General features: G+C 69.7%; 13 protein-coding genes and 1 pseudogene. 4 read left to right on the forward strand and 10 right to left on the reverse strand.

The window, feature by feature from the left end; all coding sequences use genetic code 11:
• Positions 1 to 66: 66 nt before the first annotated feature.
• The 4 genes from ABZT12_RS34990 to ABZT12_RS35005 form a co-directional block, all read right to left on the reverse strand.
• Positions 67 to 387 (reverse strand): hypothetical protein, encoded by a 321-nt coding sequence (locus ABZT12_RS34990; RefSeq protein WP_356392461.1) that lies wholly within the window; start codon positions 385 to 387, stop codon positions 67 to 69.
• Positions 388 to 449: 62 nt separating this feature from the next.
• Positions 450 to 2,612 (reverse strand): MMPL family transporter, encoded by a 2,163-nt coding sequence (locus ABZT12_RS34995; RefSeq protein WP_356392464.1) that lies wholly within the window; start codon positions 2,610 to 2,612, stop codon positions 450 to 452.
• 93 nt (positions 2,613 to 2,705) lie between these two features.
• On the reverse strand, positions 2,706 to 3,455 hold the full coding sequence (locus ABZT12_RS35000; RefSeq protein ID WP_356392468.1) for a DUF998 domain-containing protein: 750 nt from the start codon (positions 3,453 to 3,455) through the stop codon (positions 2,706 to 2,708).
• 462 nt (positions 3,456 to 3,917) lie between these two features.
• Positions 3,918 to 4,871 carry a helix-turn-helix domain-containing protein gene (locus ABZT12_RS35005; RefSeq protein WP_356392470.1) on the reverse strand — a complete coding sequence of 318 codons (954 nt, stop codon included), beginning with the start codon at positions 4,869 to 4,871 and terminating at the stop codon, positions 3,918 to 3,920.
• A gap of 200 nt (positions 4,872 to 5,071) precedes the next feature.
• On the opposite strand from ABZT12_RS35005, the gene ABZT12_RS35010 reads away from it, so the two are divergent.
• A complete protein-coding gene (locus ABZT12_RS35010) occupies positions 5,072 to 5,428 on the forward strand; it encodes a nuclear transport factor 2 family protein (protein WP_356392473.1) in 357 nt (118 codons plus the stop codon).
• 504 nt (positions 5,429 to 5,932) lie between these two features.
• Entirely contained in the window at positions 5,933 to 6,466 is a 534-nt protein-coding gene (locus ABZT12_RS35015; RefSeq protein ID WP_356392476.1) for a 2'-5' RNA ligase family protein, read from the forward strand.
• Positions 6,467 to 6,668: 202 nt separating this feature from the next.
• On the opposite strand, the pseudogene ABZT12_RS35020 reads toward ABZT12_RS35015, so the two are convergent.
• A pseudogene (locus ABZT12_RS35020) lies at positions 6,669 to 7,597 on the reverse strand (ADP-ribosylglycohydrolase family protein).
• 403 nt (positions 7,598 to 8,000) lie between these two features.
• On the opposite strand from ABZT12_RS35020, the gene ABZT12_RS35025 reads away from it, so the two are divergent.
• Entirely contained in the window at positions 8,001 to 8,606 is a 606-nt protein-coding gene (locus tag ABZT12_RS35025; RefSeq protein ID WP_356392479.1) for a dihydrofolate reductase family protein, read from the forward strand.
• Between the two features lie 99 nt (positions 8,607 to 8,705).
• Here the strand turns inward: ABZT12_RS35025 and ABZT12_RS35030 are convergent, their stop codons facing one another.
• Positions 8,706 to 9,368: a DUF4328 domain-containing protein gene (locus ABZT12_RS35030; RefSeq protein WP_356392482.1), complete on the reverse strand. Its 663-nt coding sequence runs from the start codon at positions 9,366 to 9,368 to the stop codon at positions 8,706 to 8,708.
• 153 nt (positions 9,369 to 9,521) lie between these two features.
• On the opposite strand from ABZT12_RS35030, the gene ABZT12_RS35035 reads away from it, so the two are divergent.
• Complete coding sequence (locus ABZT12_RS35035) at positions 9,522 to 9,680, forward strand: hypothetical protein (RefSeq protein WP_356392485.1); 159 nt, start codon at positions 9,522 to 9,524, stop codon at positions 9,678 to 9,680.
• 179 nt (positions 9,681 to 9,859) lie between these two features.
• Here ABZT12_RS35035 and ABZT12_RS35040 read toward each other — a convergent pair whose 3' ends face one another.
• The 4 genes from ABZT12_RS35040 to ABZT12_RS35055 form a co-directional block, all read right to left on the reverse strand.
• On the reverse strand, positions 9,860 to 11,383 hold the full coding sequence (locus tag ABZT12_RS35040) for a hypothetical protein (protein ID WP_356392488.1): 1,524 nt from the start codon (positions 11,381 to 11,383) through the stop codon (positions 9,860 to 9,862).
• A gap of 25 nt (positions 11,384 to 11,408) precedes the next feature.
• Positions 11,409 to 13,328: an ATP-binding protein gene (locus ABZT12_RS35045; RefSeq protein WP_356392491.1), complete on the reverse strand. Its 1,920-nt coding sequence runs from the start codon at positions 13,326 to 13,328 to the stop codon at positions 11,409 to 11,411.
• A 534-nt stretch (positions 13,329 to 13,862) separates the two neighbouring features.
• Entirely contained in the window at positions 13,863 to 14,453 is a 591-nt protein-coding gene (locus ABZT12_RS35050) for a TetR/AcrR family transcriptional regulator (protein WP_356392493.1), read from the reverse strand.
• A gap of 137 nt (positions 14,454 to 14,590) precedes the next feature.
• Positions 14,591 to 15,604, reverse strand: coding sequence for an NADP-dependent oxidoreductase (locus tag ABZT12_RS35055; protein ID WP_356392496.1), 1,014 nt, complete (start codon positions 15,602 to 15,604; stop codon positions 14,591 to 14,593).
• Positions 15,605 to 15,856: the final 252 nt, after the last annotated feature.

A 15,856-nucleotide genomic window follows, 5' to 3' on the forward strand; every position in this document is an offset into this window, starting at 1 on the left:
GTGGTGTGTCGGCGCGCGGGCTCAAGGAGCTCGGGGGCGCAGCACGCATGTCCCGAAGTGGCGGCCTCAGAGGGCGCCTTGGGGCTGTCCGGTGTGTTGCAGGACGGTGGTGAGCTGCCAGTCGACGCTGCTGTGGTCGATGGTCGCGTGGACGGGTGAGCCGCCCATGACGCCGGTGATTCCGGCGGCACCGGCACGGGCGTGGGCCATGCTGTCGTAGGCGACGATGTCGATGATGGTGCCGTCCTGGGTCTGGGCGATGCGCCGCCACTGGAAGCCGGGCTGCCGGTGGAGGTAGTCGTTGATGTCGGCGTTGGCGGTGATGAAGTCCTGCACGGTCAGTCCGGGCGCGGGCCTGAGGGTGGTCACTTCCAGTACGTCGGGCATGAGAGGTTCCTCTTCTTCCGGTGTGCAGCTGGATGGGGTTGCCGGAGCGGGGTGGCTTGTGGTCAGGCTTCGGCGAGGGCGATGCGCCGGTGGAGTCGGCGCAGGGGAGCGGGGCAGTACCAGTTGGCTTCGCCGAAGGCCCGCATGAAGGCCGGCAGCAGCACGGCGCGTACCAGCGTGGCGTCGAGCACGATGGCCAGTCCGCTGCCGATGCCGAACATCTGCAGGAAGCTCACGGTCCCGGCGGCGAAGGCCAGCAGGCTGACGGCGAGCAGGGCCGCGGCTGCGGAGACGATGCGGCCGGTGCGGGCCAGGCCGGTGGTGACCGCGTCGGCGGTGGGCGTGCCGTGGTCGTGCAGTTCCTTGATCCGGCTGATCAGGAAGACCTCGTAGTCCATGGAGAGCCCGAAAGCGATGCACAGGAACAGGATCAGCATCGACATGTCCATCGGGCGGGCGGTGTACGACAGCGCCCCGGCCCCGTGGCCGTCCTGGAACATCCACACCAGCACACCGGTGGTCGCCGACAGGGTCAGCGCGTTGAACAGCAGGGCCCGCACCGGCTGCAGAAGGCTGCCGGTGAAGGCGAACAGCAGCAGCAGGGTGCCGGCGACGATGATCAGGGCGGCGTAGGGTAGGTGGTCGCCGATGGAGGCGCTGGTGTCGACGAGGTCGGCGTCCGGGCCGCCGACCAGAGCCCCGACTTCGGCCGGCGACGGCACGGCGCGCACCTTGGCCACCAGGTCCTGGGCCGCTGCGGACTTGGCCGTCAGGTCGGTGGAGACCACGATCCGCTGGGCGTGCGGGCGCGCCAGGGTGGTGGGATCAAGGGAAGCGGCGGCGGGCGCCCGGTCGCGATAGCTTCCGGCGCTGCTGTCCACGGCGGCCACCCCGGACAGCTGGGACAGGGTCCGGGCGTAGTCGGACAGCGCGGTGGGCGGTACGGCCGCGGTGGTGACCACGTCGAGCTGGTCACCCTGGCCGCTGAAGTCGGCCGAGAGGTGGTCGCTGACCTGTCGGCTGGCGGTGTTCTTGGGCAGTACGCCCTGGTCGGGGGTGCCCAGTGCGGCGTGCGTGAGCGGGACGGCCAGGAACAGCAGGAGCAGGACGGCGGGCACCGCGTACCGGGCGGGGCGGCGCTGCACGGCCGTGGTCGTACGGCGCCAGATCCTCGACTCGCCGCCGCGGGTGGCGGCGGCCGACCAGGGGATCTTGCCGCTGTTGACCCTTGCACCCAGGACGGAGAGCAGGGCGGGGAGCACCAGCAGAGCGCTGGCGGCGGAGATCAGTACGACGCCGATGCCGGCGTAGGCGAAGGAGCGCAGGAAGTACTGCGGGAACACCAACAGAGCGGTGAGGGCCGAGGCGACGGTGGCGGCGGCGAACAGGACGGTGCGACCGGCGCTGGCGACGGTGGCGGCCACTGCCTCCGCCACCGGCTGGCCCTGGGCCAGTTGTTCGCGGAAGCGGCTGACCAGCAGCAGCGAGTAGTCGATGCCCAGGCCGAGCCCGAGCGCGGTGGTCATGTTGATGGAGAACACGGACACGTCGGTCACCGAGCCGACCACGAACAGTTCCGCGAACGTGCCCATGATCGCTACGGTGCCGACCAGCAGCGGCAGCAGGGCGGCGACCACGCTGCCGAAGACCAGGAGCAGCAGGATGGTGGTCAGCGGCACGGCGATGGCCTCGGCGCGCAGCAGGCTGGTGGTGACCTGGTCGTTGATGTCGGCCGAGGCCGCGGCGCTGCCCCCGGCCTGGACCGTGACGGTGCCGCCGGTGACGCTGTACCGGGAGATCAGCGCCTTGGCACGGGTGGTCGACTCGTCGTCGTCGCCGGTGACGTGCACGGCGACCATGGCCTGCGAGCCGTCGTGGGAGCGCAGGGCCGGCGCTTTGGCCGTCCAGTAGGACACGACCGCGTCCACGTCCGGTTCGCCGCCCAGGTGTCGGGTCAGGGTGCGGCCGGCCTGGGTCGCGGCGGGGGCGTCGATCGATCCGGTGGTGGCGTGCAGCAGGAAGACCAGGTTGATGCGGCCACCGAACTGGGTGTCGATGACCTGTTCGGCGCGGGTCGCCTCGGCGTCGGGGTCGTTGAAGCCGCCTCCTTTCAGCTGCCCGAACGCGCCGATGCCCAGGGCGGTGCAGAGCGTGAGGGCGAGTGCTGCCAGGACGAGGACGAGTCCGGCGCGTCGGTGGATGAAGGTGCCATAGCGGTACAGCAAGGAACGGCCTGCTTTCGGGACGGGACGATGGTCGGTCGGACACCGCAGGGCGCGGCAACCGCGGCCGGGGCGGGGTTCACCGGGCAGGACAGGTCAGCGGGCACTGTTCTGCGCGGTGGGGTGAGGCGTCGGCACGGCGGTGGAGGGCACCACGAGTTCGGAGACCTCTGGGTCGGGGGCCACGGAGCGTGCGCGGGTCAGTGCAAGAGCGCCGATGAGCAGCATCCAGGCGTTGGCGGGGTAGGAGGCCAGGCGCTCGGACAGGCCGGCGCCCCAGGGGAGGTGCGTGGTGAACTGCCCGGTGATCGACAGGGTGGCGCCGATCAGTCCCACGCGGCCGAGCGCGAGACCGGCGCGCCGCCACGGCCGGCCCACACCGGCGACGCGGCGGCTGAGCAGGAGAACGGCCAGGCCGCTGAGGGGCATGTTCAGCGCGCCCAAGGTGTGCAGGGCCACGTCGGTGTTCTCCGGCACCAGGCCGACCAGCACCTTTCCGGCCGCCGAGGCGAGCCACAACCAGTAGGCGACGGTGACCGTGCGCTGCTTGGCCCACAGCGGGCGCAGGAGCACCATCCCGACGGCGGCCAGGATGCCGGAGACGACGAACGACACGTTCATGGTGGTGTGCGCGGGGGAGCACACGTAGGCCGTCTGCCCGTGCGGCAGGGTGAACGGCCCGCAGGCGGTGTTGCCCAGATCGCTGATGAAGTTGTGCGTCCAGCTGTAGGAGGTCTTCCACTGCGCCGCGACGACGACCTGGCAGATGAAGTACTGCGCGACGCCCACGGTCCACGCGGCGGCGCCCCAGCGCAGCCGGTGAGCGGGCAGGAGTGATCGGGTCATGGAAGACCGTCCTTGGGGAGTGTGGCGGGTCTGGTCCCCGCCACGTCAGCGGGACGACATCAGTGGACCGCGCGGCGGGGTGCCGCTCACACGACCTGATCGGCAGGGCACACGACAATTTCTGCGCGATCTCCTCGCCGCCGCTGCCCGCAGGAGCAACGGCGGCGCGCTGCACGGGCGTTGAGCAGGCCCATAGGCAACGACGCCCCGGGGAAGACCCGGGTCGGTGCCGACATGCGGCGGCAGGACGGTGTCCTGCTCAGTAGTGCTGTGGCTCCTGGACGCGGCCTACCGTCGCCGGGAGGCAACCGGCGCCACGTGCCCGTGTGGCGAGCGGACGTTCTTCCCGCGATGGGGACCGGTCCGGACCCTGTCGGCGATGCTTCACTGCCGCCGACGGCAGAGGCGCCACGGTGTGCGCGGGGACCGGCTGAGGAGAGAGCTGAGGGGCCGGGCCGGATGCTACTCCTGCGCTGTGCCTGTGCCTGTGCCCGTGCCCGTGCGCGGCAGGTCGGTGCGCCACTGGGCGGGCGTCAGGCCGTGCTCGCGGCGGAAGGCGCGCTCGAAGGTGCGCAGTTCGGCGAACCCGACGGATGCGGCGATCGCGGCCACCGTACGGCTGGGCTGGGCGGGGTCGGCCAGCAGTCGCCGGGCGGCGATCAGCCGTTCCGTGCGGATGAAATCCGCAGGTGTGGAGCCCGCTTTGGCGAAAACCGCGTGCACCTGCCGCACCGAGATGTGGTGGCGGCGGGCGAGTTCGGCCACCGTCAGCGCCGGATCGCCCAGGCCGGCGCGGATGTGCTCGCGCAGGACCTCCACCAGGACGTCGTCGGCCTGTACGGAGGGCGTCATGCCGCGCAGCGTCATGGCGAGCAGGTCGATGGCCGCGCGAGCGGCGTCACCGCGCTGCGGGGCGGAGAAACTGCCCGCGACCTTGTGGAGCTGGTCGAGGTACAGGCGCAGCAGTTGCAGCGACGGGGAACTCAGCGGGATGGACTGGGAGAGTCCTTGGGAGACCTCGTTGCCGCGCAGCGGCAGCAGGTCCCGGGGAATCTGCAGAGTCAGACTTTCGCCGGTCCGGGAGTAGTTCAGGTCGAAGGGCGTGCCGGACTCGAAGAGCACAGCGGTGCCGGGGGAGATGGACGCCTCACGTCCGTGCTGTTCCAGTGTTCCGGCGCCGGAAAGGTGGATGCAGAGCATCAAGGTGTCCGCCCCGTCGCCACGAGCTATGCCCTTACGGGTGGCCTGGATGCGCAGCGGGCGGGTGGTGAACGTCCCGGCCGCGATCCCGCCACCCAGGTCTGCCAGGCTGGTGCGGCAGTGAAAGTCCTCGGGCACGGCGGCGAGCGCGGGTGCGAACGAGGAGGCCGCGTACTGCTCCAACTCCTCGGCCGAGTGTGACTCGTAGACCTGCACGGCGTACGGCCCCTCCCTGGGCGATTCCGGTGATCTTAACCCGCGCAAATGAACGCCTGATGTCGTGGGCCAGGTCGGGGACGGTGGCAGGAAACGCCGTCGGGTCTGCACGTCACGTCGTGTCCCTCGATGCCGCCGCGGCCGTCCAATGGCTGTCAGGAGAGGAGCCTGCCGGGGGGCTCCCCGACGGGAGGACTGCCATGCTCACCCAGGTCCAGGTGAACCGTTGGGTCGGCGCCTACATCTACGCCTGGCGCACCGGTCAGGCCGGAGACATCGAAGCCCTGTTCACGGGGGACGCCGAATACCACCAACGACCGCACACGGCCGACTGGATCGGCCGCACGGCCATCGTCGAGGGCTGGCAGGCACAGGCCGCGGCGCGACACGGCATGGGGCGCTTCAACTGGCAGGTCCTGCTGGTCAACGGTGACACGGCAGCGATCAGGGAGGTCCGCGTCGAAGCCGGACTCGGCACGTTCCTCAGCCTCCTTGTCGTCACCCTGGACGACCATGGCCAGGCAAGAGTGCTACGAGTCTGGAGAAACCGCTTCTGAAGGGCACAGCCCCCAGAGCCACCCGTACCGCCGCCGGAACCAGCTCACCGCGCACCAAACCCTCGACCTGCGGAAGGGCCACCGAGTGCCTCTTTGCCGTCTGGGCGGCCCACAAACAGGGCGCCCAGGTCGTCAAGATGGGAGGCGTGGGTGTGCTCGACGCGGTGCTTCGCCGGGGTCCGCCGGGCCAAGCGGCATCGGCGAGGTCGAGGCGGGCGACCTCCTCGGCGGGCACGGCATGGACAGCGACCAGGCCTACGACGAGCCGGGCGGCATCTCCGTCCAGGCGGTCCAGCGCCCCGGCCAGCCGTGCGCCGGACAACGGCAGCGGCAGGTGGACTCCGGCGGAGGCCTGACAGCGGCCGAAGTCACGTGGAAGTGCAGCGCCTCCTGTCCGTGCGGTGGAAACCGCCGTCGAGGAGACCGACCGCAGGCCCCGTCGACCCCCGGCCTGACGGCCCGGCCGACGGCAGAACCGTAGGCGATCGCCGATAGGCTGGACAGGTGCGCACGGTCGAGCTCCTGTTGGACGAGGCGGCGGAGCTAGCAGTTCGGGAGGCCTGGCGGCGGCTCGCGGACGCGGGGCTGCCCAGCCTGGCGAGCCACCGCTCACCGACCAACAGCCCGCACCTCACCCTTGCCGCCTGCCCGGAGCTGACCGCCCCGATTCGCTGGGAGCTCGCCGAGGTGGCCGCCGTACTGCCGCTGCCGGTGCGGTTCACCGGCGTGGTCCGTTTCGAGCGGCCCACCTCGGTGTTGGCCTGGGCGCTGGACCTCGACTCCGCGCTGGCCGGCTGGCACCGCCGGGTGTGGGAGGCGGTGGCCTCGGACAGTCGGTCCGGGACCCTCAACCCTTTCCACGAACCTGGGCGCTGGAGCCCGCACATCACCCTCGGCCGGACCCGGCGGGCCGGTGCCTTCGCTGACCGGCGGATCTCCGAACTGCTGCCGACGCCCCCGCTGTCGGCCCGGCTCACCACCCTGCGCAGCTACGACACCCAGACCGGCGCCCTGGAGATGCTGGAGTCCCGCCCGTGAGACGCCGTTCCCGACGACACTGATGCGCGGGAGTTGCGGGGGCAGGAGCGGCTTGGTGTTTTCTGGGGCTTGTTACGGTCATCGTGTGCCCGGTTTCGATGTCGAAGCTGATCGAGTCGTCCTCCTTGCGGAGCCGCTGGTCAGGTGGCTGCGGCTGAGAGCTGGAGTTCGTGGGAGGTGCCGTCGTCGAGCAGCACCCGATTCAGCCTCCCAGGCGGTGTCCAAGGTGGAGCAGATCTGCCAGGTGCAGCACCCTTCCGTCGAAGCCCGGAAGGGGGCGTGGAGCGGCTGGGTCCAGTGGGCGGGGATCGCATCCAGCCCGTAGTACGCCCCCGCGAGGCCTCCGGTCACCGCGGCGACGGTGTCCGTGTCACCGCCGAGGTCGATCGCCGCGTGTATCGCGTCCTCGAAGCCGGTGGTCGTGCGCAAGGCCCAGACGGCGGAGCCCAGGCAGGGCCAGACGGCACCGTTGAACTCGGTCGCCTGCTCGGGGTGCCAGTCAGGCGAGAGGACGGTGGCCCAACGGTCTCGGTGGTCGGGGTGGACAAGAGCCAGGATGTCCGGGAGCGCGGCGAGGGGGTCGGTGTCCTCGAACGTGACGCGGACGAGTTCGTGGAAGATCGCGGTGCCTTCCCACGCCGCGCGGTCACCGTGGGTCAGAGCAGCGATCCGGCGGGCCGCGTCCATCGTGGCTTCCTGGCCGGCGGCAGCGAAGTGGACCGCGGAGGTCGATGCCCGCATCAGGGAGCCGTTTCCCGCTGCTCGCCGGTTGACCTGGAAATGGATCGCGGCGGCGAGATCCCAGGGCATGCCGTTGGTCAGGACGTCTTCGGTCTGCAAGCCGATGTCCTTCGGTTCCGATGCTGCCCACCGCTGGAAGCGGGCGAAGATGTCCGGCAGATCCAGTTCGCCCCTCTCCAGCAGCGACTCCGCGACCAGGACGGCCATCTGCGTGTCGTCCGTGGCCTCGCCCGGGTCCCAGCCGCCGCCTCCGCACATTTCGCCACCGCCACCAGGCGTGGGAAACCGCGCGGAGAAGGCTCCCTGGGGACCGAACTCGAAGGGGCCGCCCAGCGCGTCACCCACCGCTGAGCCGACGACCGCTCCCGCGGCCCGCTGGATCCGCTTCATTCGCGCAGGCTATCGGTACCGCGCCGAGGGCTACGCGGCCTTGTTCCTTCTTCGGCTCCGCGAACCACCTGCGGCGAACGTGTCCCGTCCAGCGCAGCCTGAGACCTCCCGGGCCTGAGACACCAGCGCAGGTCACATAACCCCGTCCGGGTCAGTGTCCGTCGACAATGAGCAAGGGCCGCCGCCACCCGGTGCGCAGGGCAGAGCCTTCGACGGCCACGGTCAGTATCGGTCCGGGCAGGGCCTACGTCATGCCGTGATGCCCTTCACGTCAGCCCCTGGTAGTCCCGTCGAACAGGGAACAGTCGCCCGGCAGCCAGTCGCCGCAGGCCGACGCCGCGGGAGTTCCGTCGATGAGTTTCCGGCGGTCGGTCGGTCTACCCGTCGACGAAAGGAGCGCACCATGCGCGAGATCATCGTTTGCACGTTCCTGACGCTGGACGGCGTCATGCAGGCGCCGGGCGGTCCGGACGAGGACGCTGAGAGCGGCTTCGAGCACGGCGGCTGGCAGAAACCGGTGGCCGACGACGAGGTGGGCACAGCCATCGCCGGTTGGTACGAGCACTCCGACGCGATGCTGCTGGGCCGCAAGACGTACGACATTTTCGCGGCGTACTGGCCGACCGCCGATCCCGGCAACCCGTTCACCGATCGGATGAACAGCATGCACAAGTACGTGGCGTCTCGGACCCTGACGTCCGTCGAGTGGCAGAACTCCACGCTGCTGGAGGGCGACATCGTCGATGCCGTACGCGAGCTGAAGGCGTCCGACGGCGGCAACGTCAACGTCGTCGGCAGCGGCGACCTCGCCCAGACCCTCATGCGGCACGGCCTCGTCGACGAGTACCGGCTGACCGTCCATCCGGTCATCATCGGCACCGGCAAGCGGCTGTTCGCCGACGGAGCGATCCCCACCGCGCTGGAGCCGGTCAGCGTCTCGACGACGAAGGGCGGCACCATCGTCGGCGTCTACCGGCCGAACGGCGCGCCCGGCTACGACAGTTACTGACCTCGATCGTCCATGACGGGTCCACTGGGGGCCAAGTCGTAGCCGGTCACGCGCGCGGCCGATCATGTCGCCGGGAGGGAGCACATCGGGGGAGCTGCCTCATGCTCGGGCGAGAGGTGCGACGGGCGCGGTGGCGCCGAGCGCAGAGCTCTGCAGCGCCGTGATGCGCTCGATGACGAGCCCCATCAGCACGGCCGCCGCGATCATGAGCGCCTCCGCCACCACGAGGAGGGGAACCGATCCCGGGGCCATCCGGCCCGCCGCCACGAGCACCAGCGTGTGCGTGATCCAGGCGACCCACCACAGGTTCACCAATGTCGTGTCCCGCTTCTGCTCCCACGACGTGGAGCTGGCGCGCCCGATGTCGAGGACGAACCGGCGAGGGATGACAAGGTTGACCAACGGTATGAACCACGCGCCGATCGTCCAGCCCCGACTCGGGAGCGAGGCCTGGGGGGACAGCTCCTGGGCGTTGTGCCGGGACCGGGCGAGCCACACCAGGAACAGCACGATCGCAAGAGTCATCAGATAGCCGAAGATCATGGAGGTGAAGCCCGACTTGCGCAGTGACGCATCCGTGGGGTGCAGGTAGTGGTCCCGGACTGCCGCCCCGCGGAACGCGTCCGCCGCGGCGGCCCCCGCTATCGCCACCTGCGCGGAGCGGGCAAGGATCCAGGGAGCTTTGCGGGCGGTGCTCGTCATCGTCTTGGCCTGTCTCGGAGGTGTGTACGGCCGCAGCGAACGCTGGGGCGCAGTGATCATAGGGTCTGCTCGTCGCACGCGCGTACGACAGCTTTCCTGACGACGAACAGGACCCTGGACCAGTCCCGTTGCCCCAGGTCAGAGGCGCTCCTTACCTATTCGAAACGCGCCTCGGATACCCCTGCTGGTGAAAGAGCTGGGTCGACCACGCGGATGTCGCGCAGCTCCAACCTCAACTGGGCGCCGGTGCAGAGCAGTTCACGCAGCGCCTGCCGGACGGCGTCCGTCTCCGGCACCAGCGACACACTTCGGCGCCGGCCCGACGGCAGTTGGGCGTACCCTTTGCTGCGGACCTGGCCCACCGCCACCTGATACTGGGGAAGGTGTCTCGCGGATCGGCCGCGTACCCTCAGCCGCGTGCCCCGCCATTCGAAGAAGCCCCGCCAACTGGTCGCCGACGGGCGCGTGTGCATGCAGCAGCTCTCCATTTGTCGGCCGACACCACCACCGACACCACCACCGACACCCACGACGTCACCACCGTCCGGCGTTCACCGGTTGGCGGGCTGTTTGTCTCCTGAGGTCACCCTGATGAAGTCGACGCGCCCGGTGGAGTGCAGTTCGAGGATGGGGATGGCCTTGTCGACGGGATCGTGGTTGCCGTCGAAGGCGATCCAGCCGCTGGCGCCGGCGAACTTGACCGACGGGAGCTGGTTGGCGACAGCCGAGGCCGGTGGCTCCAGCAGGGAGTCGTCGCCGTCGGACGCCTGCTTCCCCGCGCCCGAGCCGGAGGTGCCCACGAGGTCGCTGACCGCGGTGATGACCGCGAGGGCCCCGTCATGCGCCATGATCGCCGCTCCGTCGCCCAACTGCTCCCCGGGGAAGATGCTGCGGAAGCCGTCCTTGTCCGTCGCGCCGAACCTGTCGGTGACCGCCTTGTTGTAGTAGGACGCATCGCTCCAGGCGTCGGGGTAGGCACTCGCGGCGTAGTAGACGTGCAGTCGCGGCGCGGCGGTCGCGTTCCACATGGGTGCGTTGGGGGGGAGTGGGCGGGCGACCTGCTCCGCGTCGTCCCCGGTGAGGACCGTCACGTCCCGGTCCTGGCAGCCGCTGTAGGTGGCGAGCGGGGAGAGGAAGGCCGGCAGGTCGCGGCCGCGGCCGGCGAAGAGGACCGTGTTGCTGCTGCTGGAACAGACCTGTTGGGCCAGCCCGTTGAGGACCTGGTTGCTCGCGGGAAGGCTGGAGTCGAAGGACAGCTGGCTGTCGGTCAGGCTCTTCCCCCGACTGCCCGACGGGGGGAACTTCGCGGCGAAGTCGGTGCCAAGGTCCTTGGCGTACGCGTCCGCGGGGTTGGTGTCCTGCACGAGGACCGGAGGGACCGAAGTCCTTTTCGGCAGCTCACCGAGGACGGCGGTCACCTGGTCCTTGTTGGGGGGCACCACGCGGACCATGGCGCGCATGTTCTTGAGGTCGTCCGCGGAGATGCTCGACCCGACCATGGCGATCCGCTGTTTGCCGAGCGCTTCGATCGCCCAGCGTGTCGTGTCGATGCTCACGCCCAGTCCGACGACCGCGGCGATGTGCTCCGACGAGACCTTGTCGCGGATCTGGTTGACGGCTTCTTTCCACTTGGTGCCGACCTTGCCGTCGTCGACGAGCAGTACCCGGACGAGCGGCGGGCTCAGCTTCCCCTCGGTGTGCCTGTTCGCCCAGCGCTGGGCGAGATAGACGCCCTCCACGGTGTGGCGGATGCTGTCCGCCGACACCGTTCCGCCCGCCGGGTCCATCGGCATCATCAGGGCGAGGCTGACCCAGGCGACGTGCTGGTCCTTCACCCACGCGTTCTCTTCCTCGATCAGCCCCGATATCCGCCGGAGGTTGTCGGTGGGCGGCTTCCCGCCGTCCGTGATCAGCACCGGCGGCCGAGGCCACAACACGTAGGTGATGCCGGAGAGCGCGACGAGGACCGCGAGCACGAAGGCGCTCACCGCGAACCGGAACTGGACTGGGTGGGCGACCTTCCAGCGCACCGACGGGTGTAAGGGACGACTCTGCCGGGGGTCGGCATCGCTCATGGGGCGACCTTCCTCGGATCGATCATCAGAGATGGAACTCCCACGGGTCGCGGAGCCGGCCGCGCTGGAGGTCCATGGCCTCCTGGCTGAGGCGGCCGACCTCGGTCAGGGCCGCCAGCCCGAAGAATCCGGCGACGAGCAGCCCCGTGCCGGTTCCCCAGGGGTCGGCCAGGGGATCGGCCCAGACGCGGCGAGCGCTGAGCAGGTTCCTGATGATCGCGCGGGCGCTCCCCACGGGATGGGCCGCGGCGACGGCCACCGAGTCGGGTGGGCGGCGCAGGGGCGCGCCACCGACCCGTTCCAGCAGCGCGATCCATTCGTCTGGCCACCCCTGGGCCAGGAGCCGGCTGAACTCATCGGTGAGGAAGGTGACGGCTTCGTCCACGGCCCGTCCGTCGGGCGCATCGGCGTGGGCGGCGAGGTCGTAGCATCTGCGAGCTGCTTCGACCTGCGCGCTTTCGCGCAGAGCGGTGTACAAGGACTCCCACGCGCCGGTCGGGCCGCTGCTCAGCCGGTGCAGCAGGACGCGGCGCAGCCACGGGTGGAGAACGGTCTCCGAGGCGCCGCGGGGAACCAGCCAGAAACTCTCGGCGAGGGTGGTCCAGGCGTCGGGCTGTCCGGCCAGGGTCGCGTCACCGGGGGGAGTCGGCAGGTTCCGCGCCGCGCTGAGATCGCGGGTGGCCGACCAGCGGGTGATCTGGTTCAGCAGGTTCTGCGGCACGCCGCGCAGCAGGTCCTCGACCACGACCGTGTCCATGGGTCGGCCCGCGGGAGCGCCGGGCTCGCGGTATTCGGCCGCGAGGATGCCGCGCAGGCTGTCCTCGGAGACACCGGCCCCGCCCTCCAGCTGTCCTATGACATCGAGCAGCATCCGGGTGCCCTTCGGGTGCCCGGCGGTGAGTTCGTAGACGAAGCCCGCGCACGTCCTCGTCCGATGCGGGGCGAGGACGCTCTCCAGCGCCTCGACGTCGTCACGGGTCAGATCGTCCAGCAGGACCGGGTACCACCAGCGGTCGATCCGCCCGGTCGCCCGGGTCGCGACCCAGTCCGCCAGGCCGGCCCGGCCGGAGCTCGTCGGGTGACGCCGGTCTCCCTGTGGGGTGTATCCCGGGCACAGCCAGTGGCCGTCCAGGTTGAGCCAGCTGCGGGAGGTCGCCAGCACGGCGAGCGGGGGCGCGGGATCACGCGTGTACCGGGCGGCCTTGGCCGCGGCCAGCGCCCGCAGGAAGGACTTCCCGGAGGCCGCGTCGGCGTTGTCGAGCAGCAGAAGGCAGTTGCACGGCCGCCAGCCGCTCGACCACATCTGCGCCATGTCCTCCAGCAGCGCCTCACAGACGATGCGGCCGGCCCGCTCCCGCTCCACCGGGTCCTCGGAGTTCCGCAGCCGGACGAGTTCGGTCAGCGCCGACGGGCCGGTGGTACCCATTCGGTCGCCGTAATACCCCATCCCGGTCCGGGTGATGGCGTGCTTCACCTTGCGCGTGGTCAGCGCCCAGTCCAGGAGGGGCTGTAAGAAGGTGACTCGCGAGAGCCAGCTCATCGACGGGACCAGCGATTCGCGCACTTGGTCCACGAACGTCGGCAAATTCTCGGTCAGGCCGGCGGGCAGATACCGTTGGGTTATCGCTTGGTATATGGCGTCCTCGATCTGCTGGGGATCTCCGGTCGCCATGTCGGCGGAGAGGACCAGAGTGCCCAATGTGGCGCGTGGGAACCAGATCGGGCGTGATTGGGCCCATCTTCCACCGGCGATGGCCCGGCTGAAGTAGGCGACCATTTGCCAGACCTCCATAGCCGGATAGCTCTCGCAGTCGAAGCGGAGATACGGCAGTGACGCGGACAGCGCGCTGCGCACCGCGAGGGAGTCCACGAGGCTGGTCTTACCGCTGCCGCGCGGTCCGTACAGCAGGACAATCGGCAGTTCCTGGTCCGGTTTCCGGTTCACGAGATCCTGCAACATTTCCCCGGTAACGCCGTCCCGCGCGTAGAGAGGTTCCGCCATGCCGGTCACCCCCGCCTTCTTCCGGCTAAAGCATCACCACGAGGTATACATTCCCGAGGCAGTTGAGCGCAGGCGGTCGGGACAATAGACGCACGTCTGTGACCCGATCCGATCCGGGCGTGCGGTCGCGCAATGCGCCGCCTCCCGTTACTTGATTACCGAGGTTTACGGGGTGGGATCGGCGGGTCGATGGTAAGGGCCGTGCAGGGCCTCCTGGACGAGAAGGTGACCGCCGAGGAGTGGCGCAGCACCGGCTCGAACTCGGTGGCGTAGCTGATGAGCACGTCCCGTTCCTGATCGAGTCATGGCACGTCCTTCCCACTACCGGGCGGTTCAGTGGAGGCACTCACCGGGCTGAGGGTGACGCAGTTCCTCGCGGTGGCTGCGCAGGGCAAGAAGGCCCCGCCGAAGCGGCAGGCGATCCGCCGGGGGGTGGCGGAGCGGCTTGCCCAGGCTGCCGCGTGGTGTTGCGCCGCGTCAGCGGGACGCCTGTACGCCGAGCAGGGTGAGGGCGTTGCGGATGCCCTCGTTGAGGAGTTCGTCGGAGAGTCGCTGGTCCGCCAGGGCGCGGGAGAGCTGCAGGGTTCCGACCATCATGGCGTAGACGCTGAGGGTCTTCGTGCGCACCGAGGGTGGATCGGCGGGCGCCAGGCGGGCGGCGATACCGTCGATGACAGCGAGCACCCCGTCGGTGTACGCCTGCTTGGTCTCGTCTGGGCAGCGCCCGATCTCATCGAGGAGTGCCGCGGAGGGGCAGCCGTCGTCGGGGCTGTCCCGGTGCTTGGGTGACAGATACCACCGTACGATCTGCTCCAGTCCGGCGATGCCGGGGGCCGCCTGCTCGATGACGTTCGCGTACTGCGCGCGCAACTGGTCCGTGACCGCGGTGGCCACGAGGTCGTCCTTGGATGCGAAGTGGGCGTAGAAGGCGCCGTTGGTCAGTCCGGCGTCCGCCATCAGCGTTGCGATGCCCGAGCCGTCGATACCGTCCCGCTTGAACCGGCGGCCGGCGGTCTCGACGATCCGCTGCCTCGTCGCCTGCTTGTGCTCTTTTCCGTATCGCGGCACGCGCTCGCTCCCTTGTGCGCCGGAAGGGTCACCTGCCCTCCGCCGGCTTCCCCATCGTATTGGAGTGCGAACGTACTCCAATGGTGTGCCGACGGTGTCTGGGACCGCCGACACGCCTGCTTTGCGGCCGGCCCGATTCACTCGTCGTCAGGTGTCATCGAGATCACGACCTTTCCGGCCGTGGTGCGGCCCTGCTCGACGTACGCCATCGCCTCGAGCGTCTGGTCGAAGGGGAACGTTCGGTCGATGACCGGGCGGAGCCGTCCGTTGTCGTACAGGGCTCCCAGTTCACGGAGCTGGGAGCCGCTGGCCTGCATGAAGAAGAACTCATAGCGCACATCCAGGGCCGTGGCCTGCCTGCGCACCTTGCGACTGAGCGCGTTCATGACCACGCCCATGACCGAGGGGGCGCCGAGTTGTCTGGCGAAACCGGCGTCCGGCGGGCCGGCGACACCGATGGCCAGGCCGCCCGGCTTCAGGACGGTCAGGGATTTCTTGAGGTTCGCGCCGCCCAGGGAGTCCAGCACCAGGTCGTAGCCGGAGAGCACCTTCGTGAAGTCCTCCTTGGTGTAGTCGACGGCGATGTCGGCGCCGAGGCTTCTGACCAACTCCTGGGTGCGGGTGTTGGTGGTCGTCGCCACAGTGGCGCCGAGGTGCTTGGCGAGCTGGATGGCCGTCGATCCGAGGCCGCCCGCACCGGCGTGGATGAGCACCTTCTGGCCCCGCTTCACCTGGGCGCGGTCGACGAGGATCTGCCAGGAGGCCAAGGCCACCAGCGGGACCGCAGCCGCCTCGCGGAGGGTGAGTGATTCCGGCCTGGGCGAGACGTCGTCCTGGTCGATCGCGATGAACTCGGCGAAGCCTCCGATGCGCAGGTCGCGGGGACGGGCGTAGACCTCGTCGCCGACGGCGACCTCGCGTACGGCGGACCCGACCTTCGTCACGACGCCGGCGACGTCGTGACCGAGCGCGAAGGGCCGCTTGTACTTCAGGAGTCGTTTGAACTCCCCGTTGCGGACCATCTTGTCCAGCGGGTTGATGCTGGTGGCGCTCACTCGGACCAGGACGTCGCCGTCCCCGACGGCGGGCTGTGGAACGTCTGTGGCGCGTACGCCGTCCTTGCCGTACTTCTCGACGACGAATGCCTTCATGTCAGCCATCCCTCTTGCGTGGTTTTCTCGGTTGTCCTTCGGCGGATGTTGCGCATGTCCTCGCGGCTTCCGCATCAGCTGCCGAGGTGCCGGCGGAGCCACTGACCCATCTGCCCGATCGCGCTGTCCACCTCGGGTACGCGCCCCGCGCCGAGGATGAACGAGTGCTGGCCCGCGGGCAGCGGGCGGACTCGGAAGTGATCTTGAAGTCGGCGAGCCGGCGGCCGAAGTCGGCGCCCTCGCCGGCAAGCG

Source organism: Streptomyces sp. NPDC005423, assembly GCF_040606415.1.
Taxonomy (GTDB): domain Bacteria; phylum Actinomycetota; class Actinomycetes; order Streptomycetales; family Streptomycetaceae; genus Streptomyces.

Coding starts and splice junctions, on each gene's coding strand:
- ABZT12_RS34990 (WP_356392461.1), bottom strand. CDS start 387: ATGCCCGACGTACTGGAAGTGACCACCCTCAGGCCCGCGCCCGGACTG.
- ABZT12_RS35000 (WP_356392468.1), bottom strand. CDS start 3,455: ATGACCCGATCACTCCTGCCCGCTCACCGGCTGCGCTGGGGCGCCGCC.
- ABZT12_RS35010 (WP_356392473.1), top strand. CDS start 5,072: ATGCTCACCCAGGTCCAGGTGAACCGTTGGGTCGGCGCCTACATCTAC.
- ABZT12_RS35025 (WP_356392479.1), top strand. CDS start 8,001: ATGCGCGAGATCATCGTTTGCACGTTCCTGACGCTGGACGGCGTCATG.
- ABZT12_RS35030 (WP_356392482.1), bottom strand. CDS start 9,368: ATGATCACTGCGCCCCAGCGTTCGCTGCGGCCGTACACACCTCCGAGA.
- ABZT12_RS35035 (WP_356392485.1), top strand. CDS start 9,522: ATGTCGCGCAGCTCCAACCTCAACTGGGCGCCGGTGCAGAGCAGTTCA.
- ABZT12_RS35040 (WP_356392488.1), bottom strand. CDS start 11,383: ATGAGCGATGCCGACCCCCGGCAGAGTCGTCCCTTACACCCGTCGGTG.
- ABZT12_RS35055 (WP_356392496.1), bottom strand. CDS start 15,604: ATGAAGGCATTCGTCGTCGAGAAGTACGGCAAGGACGGCGTACGCGCC.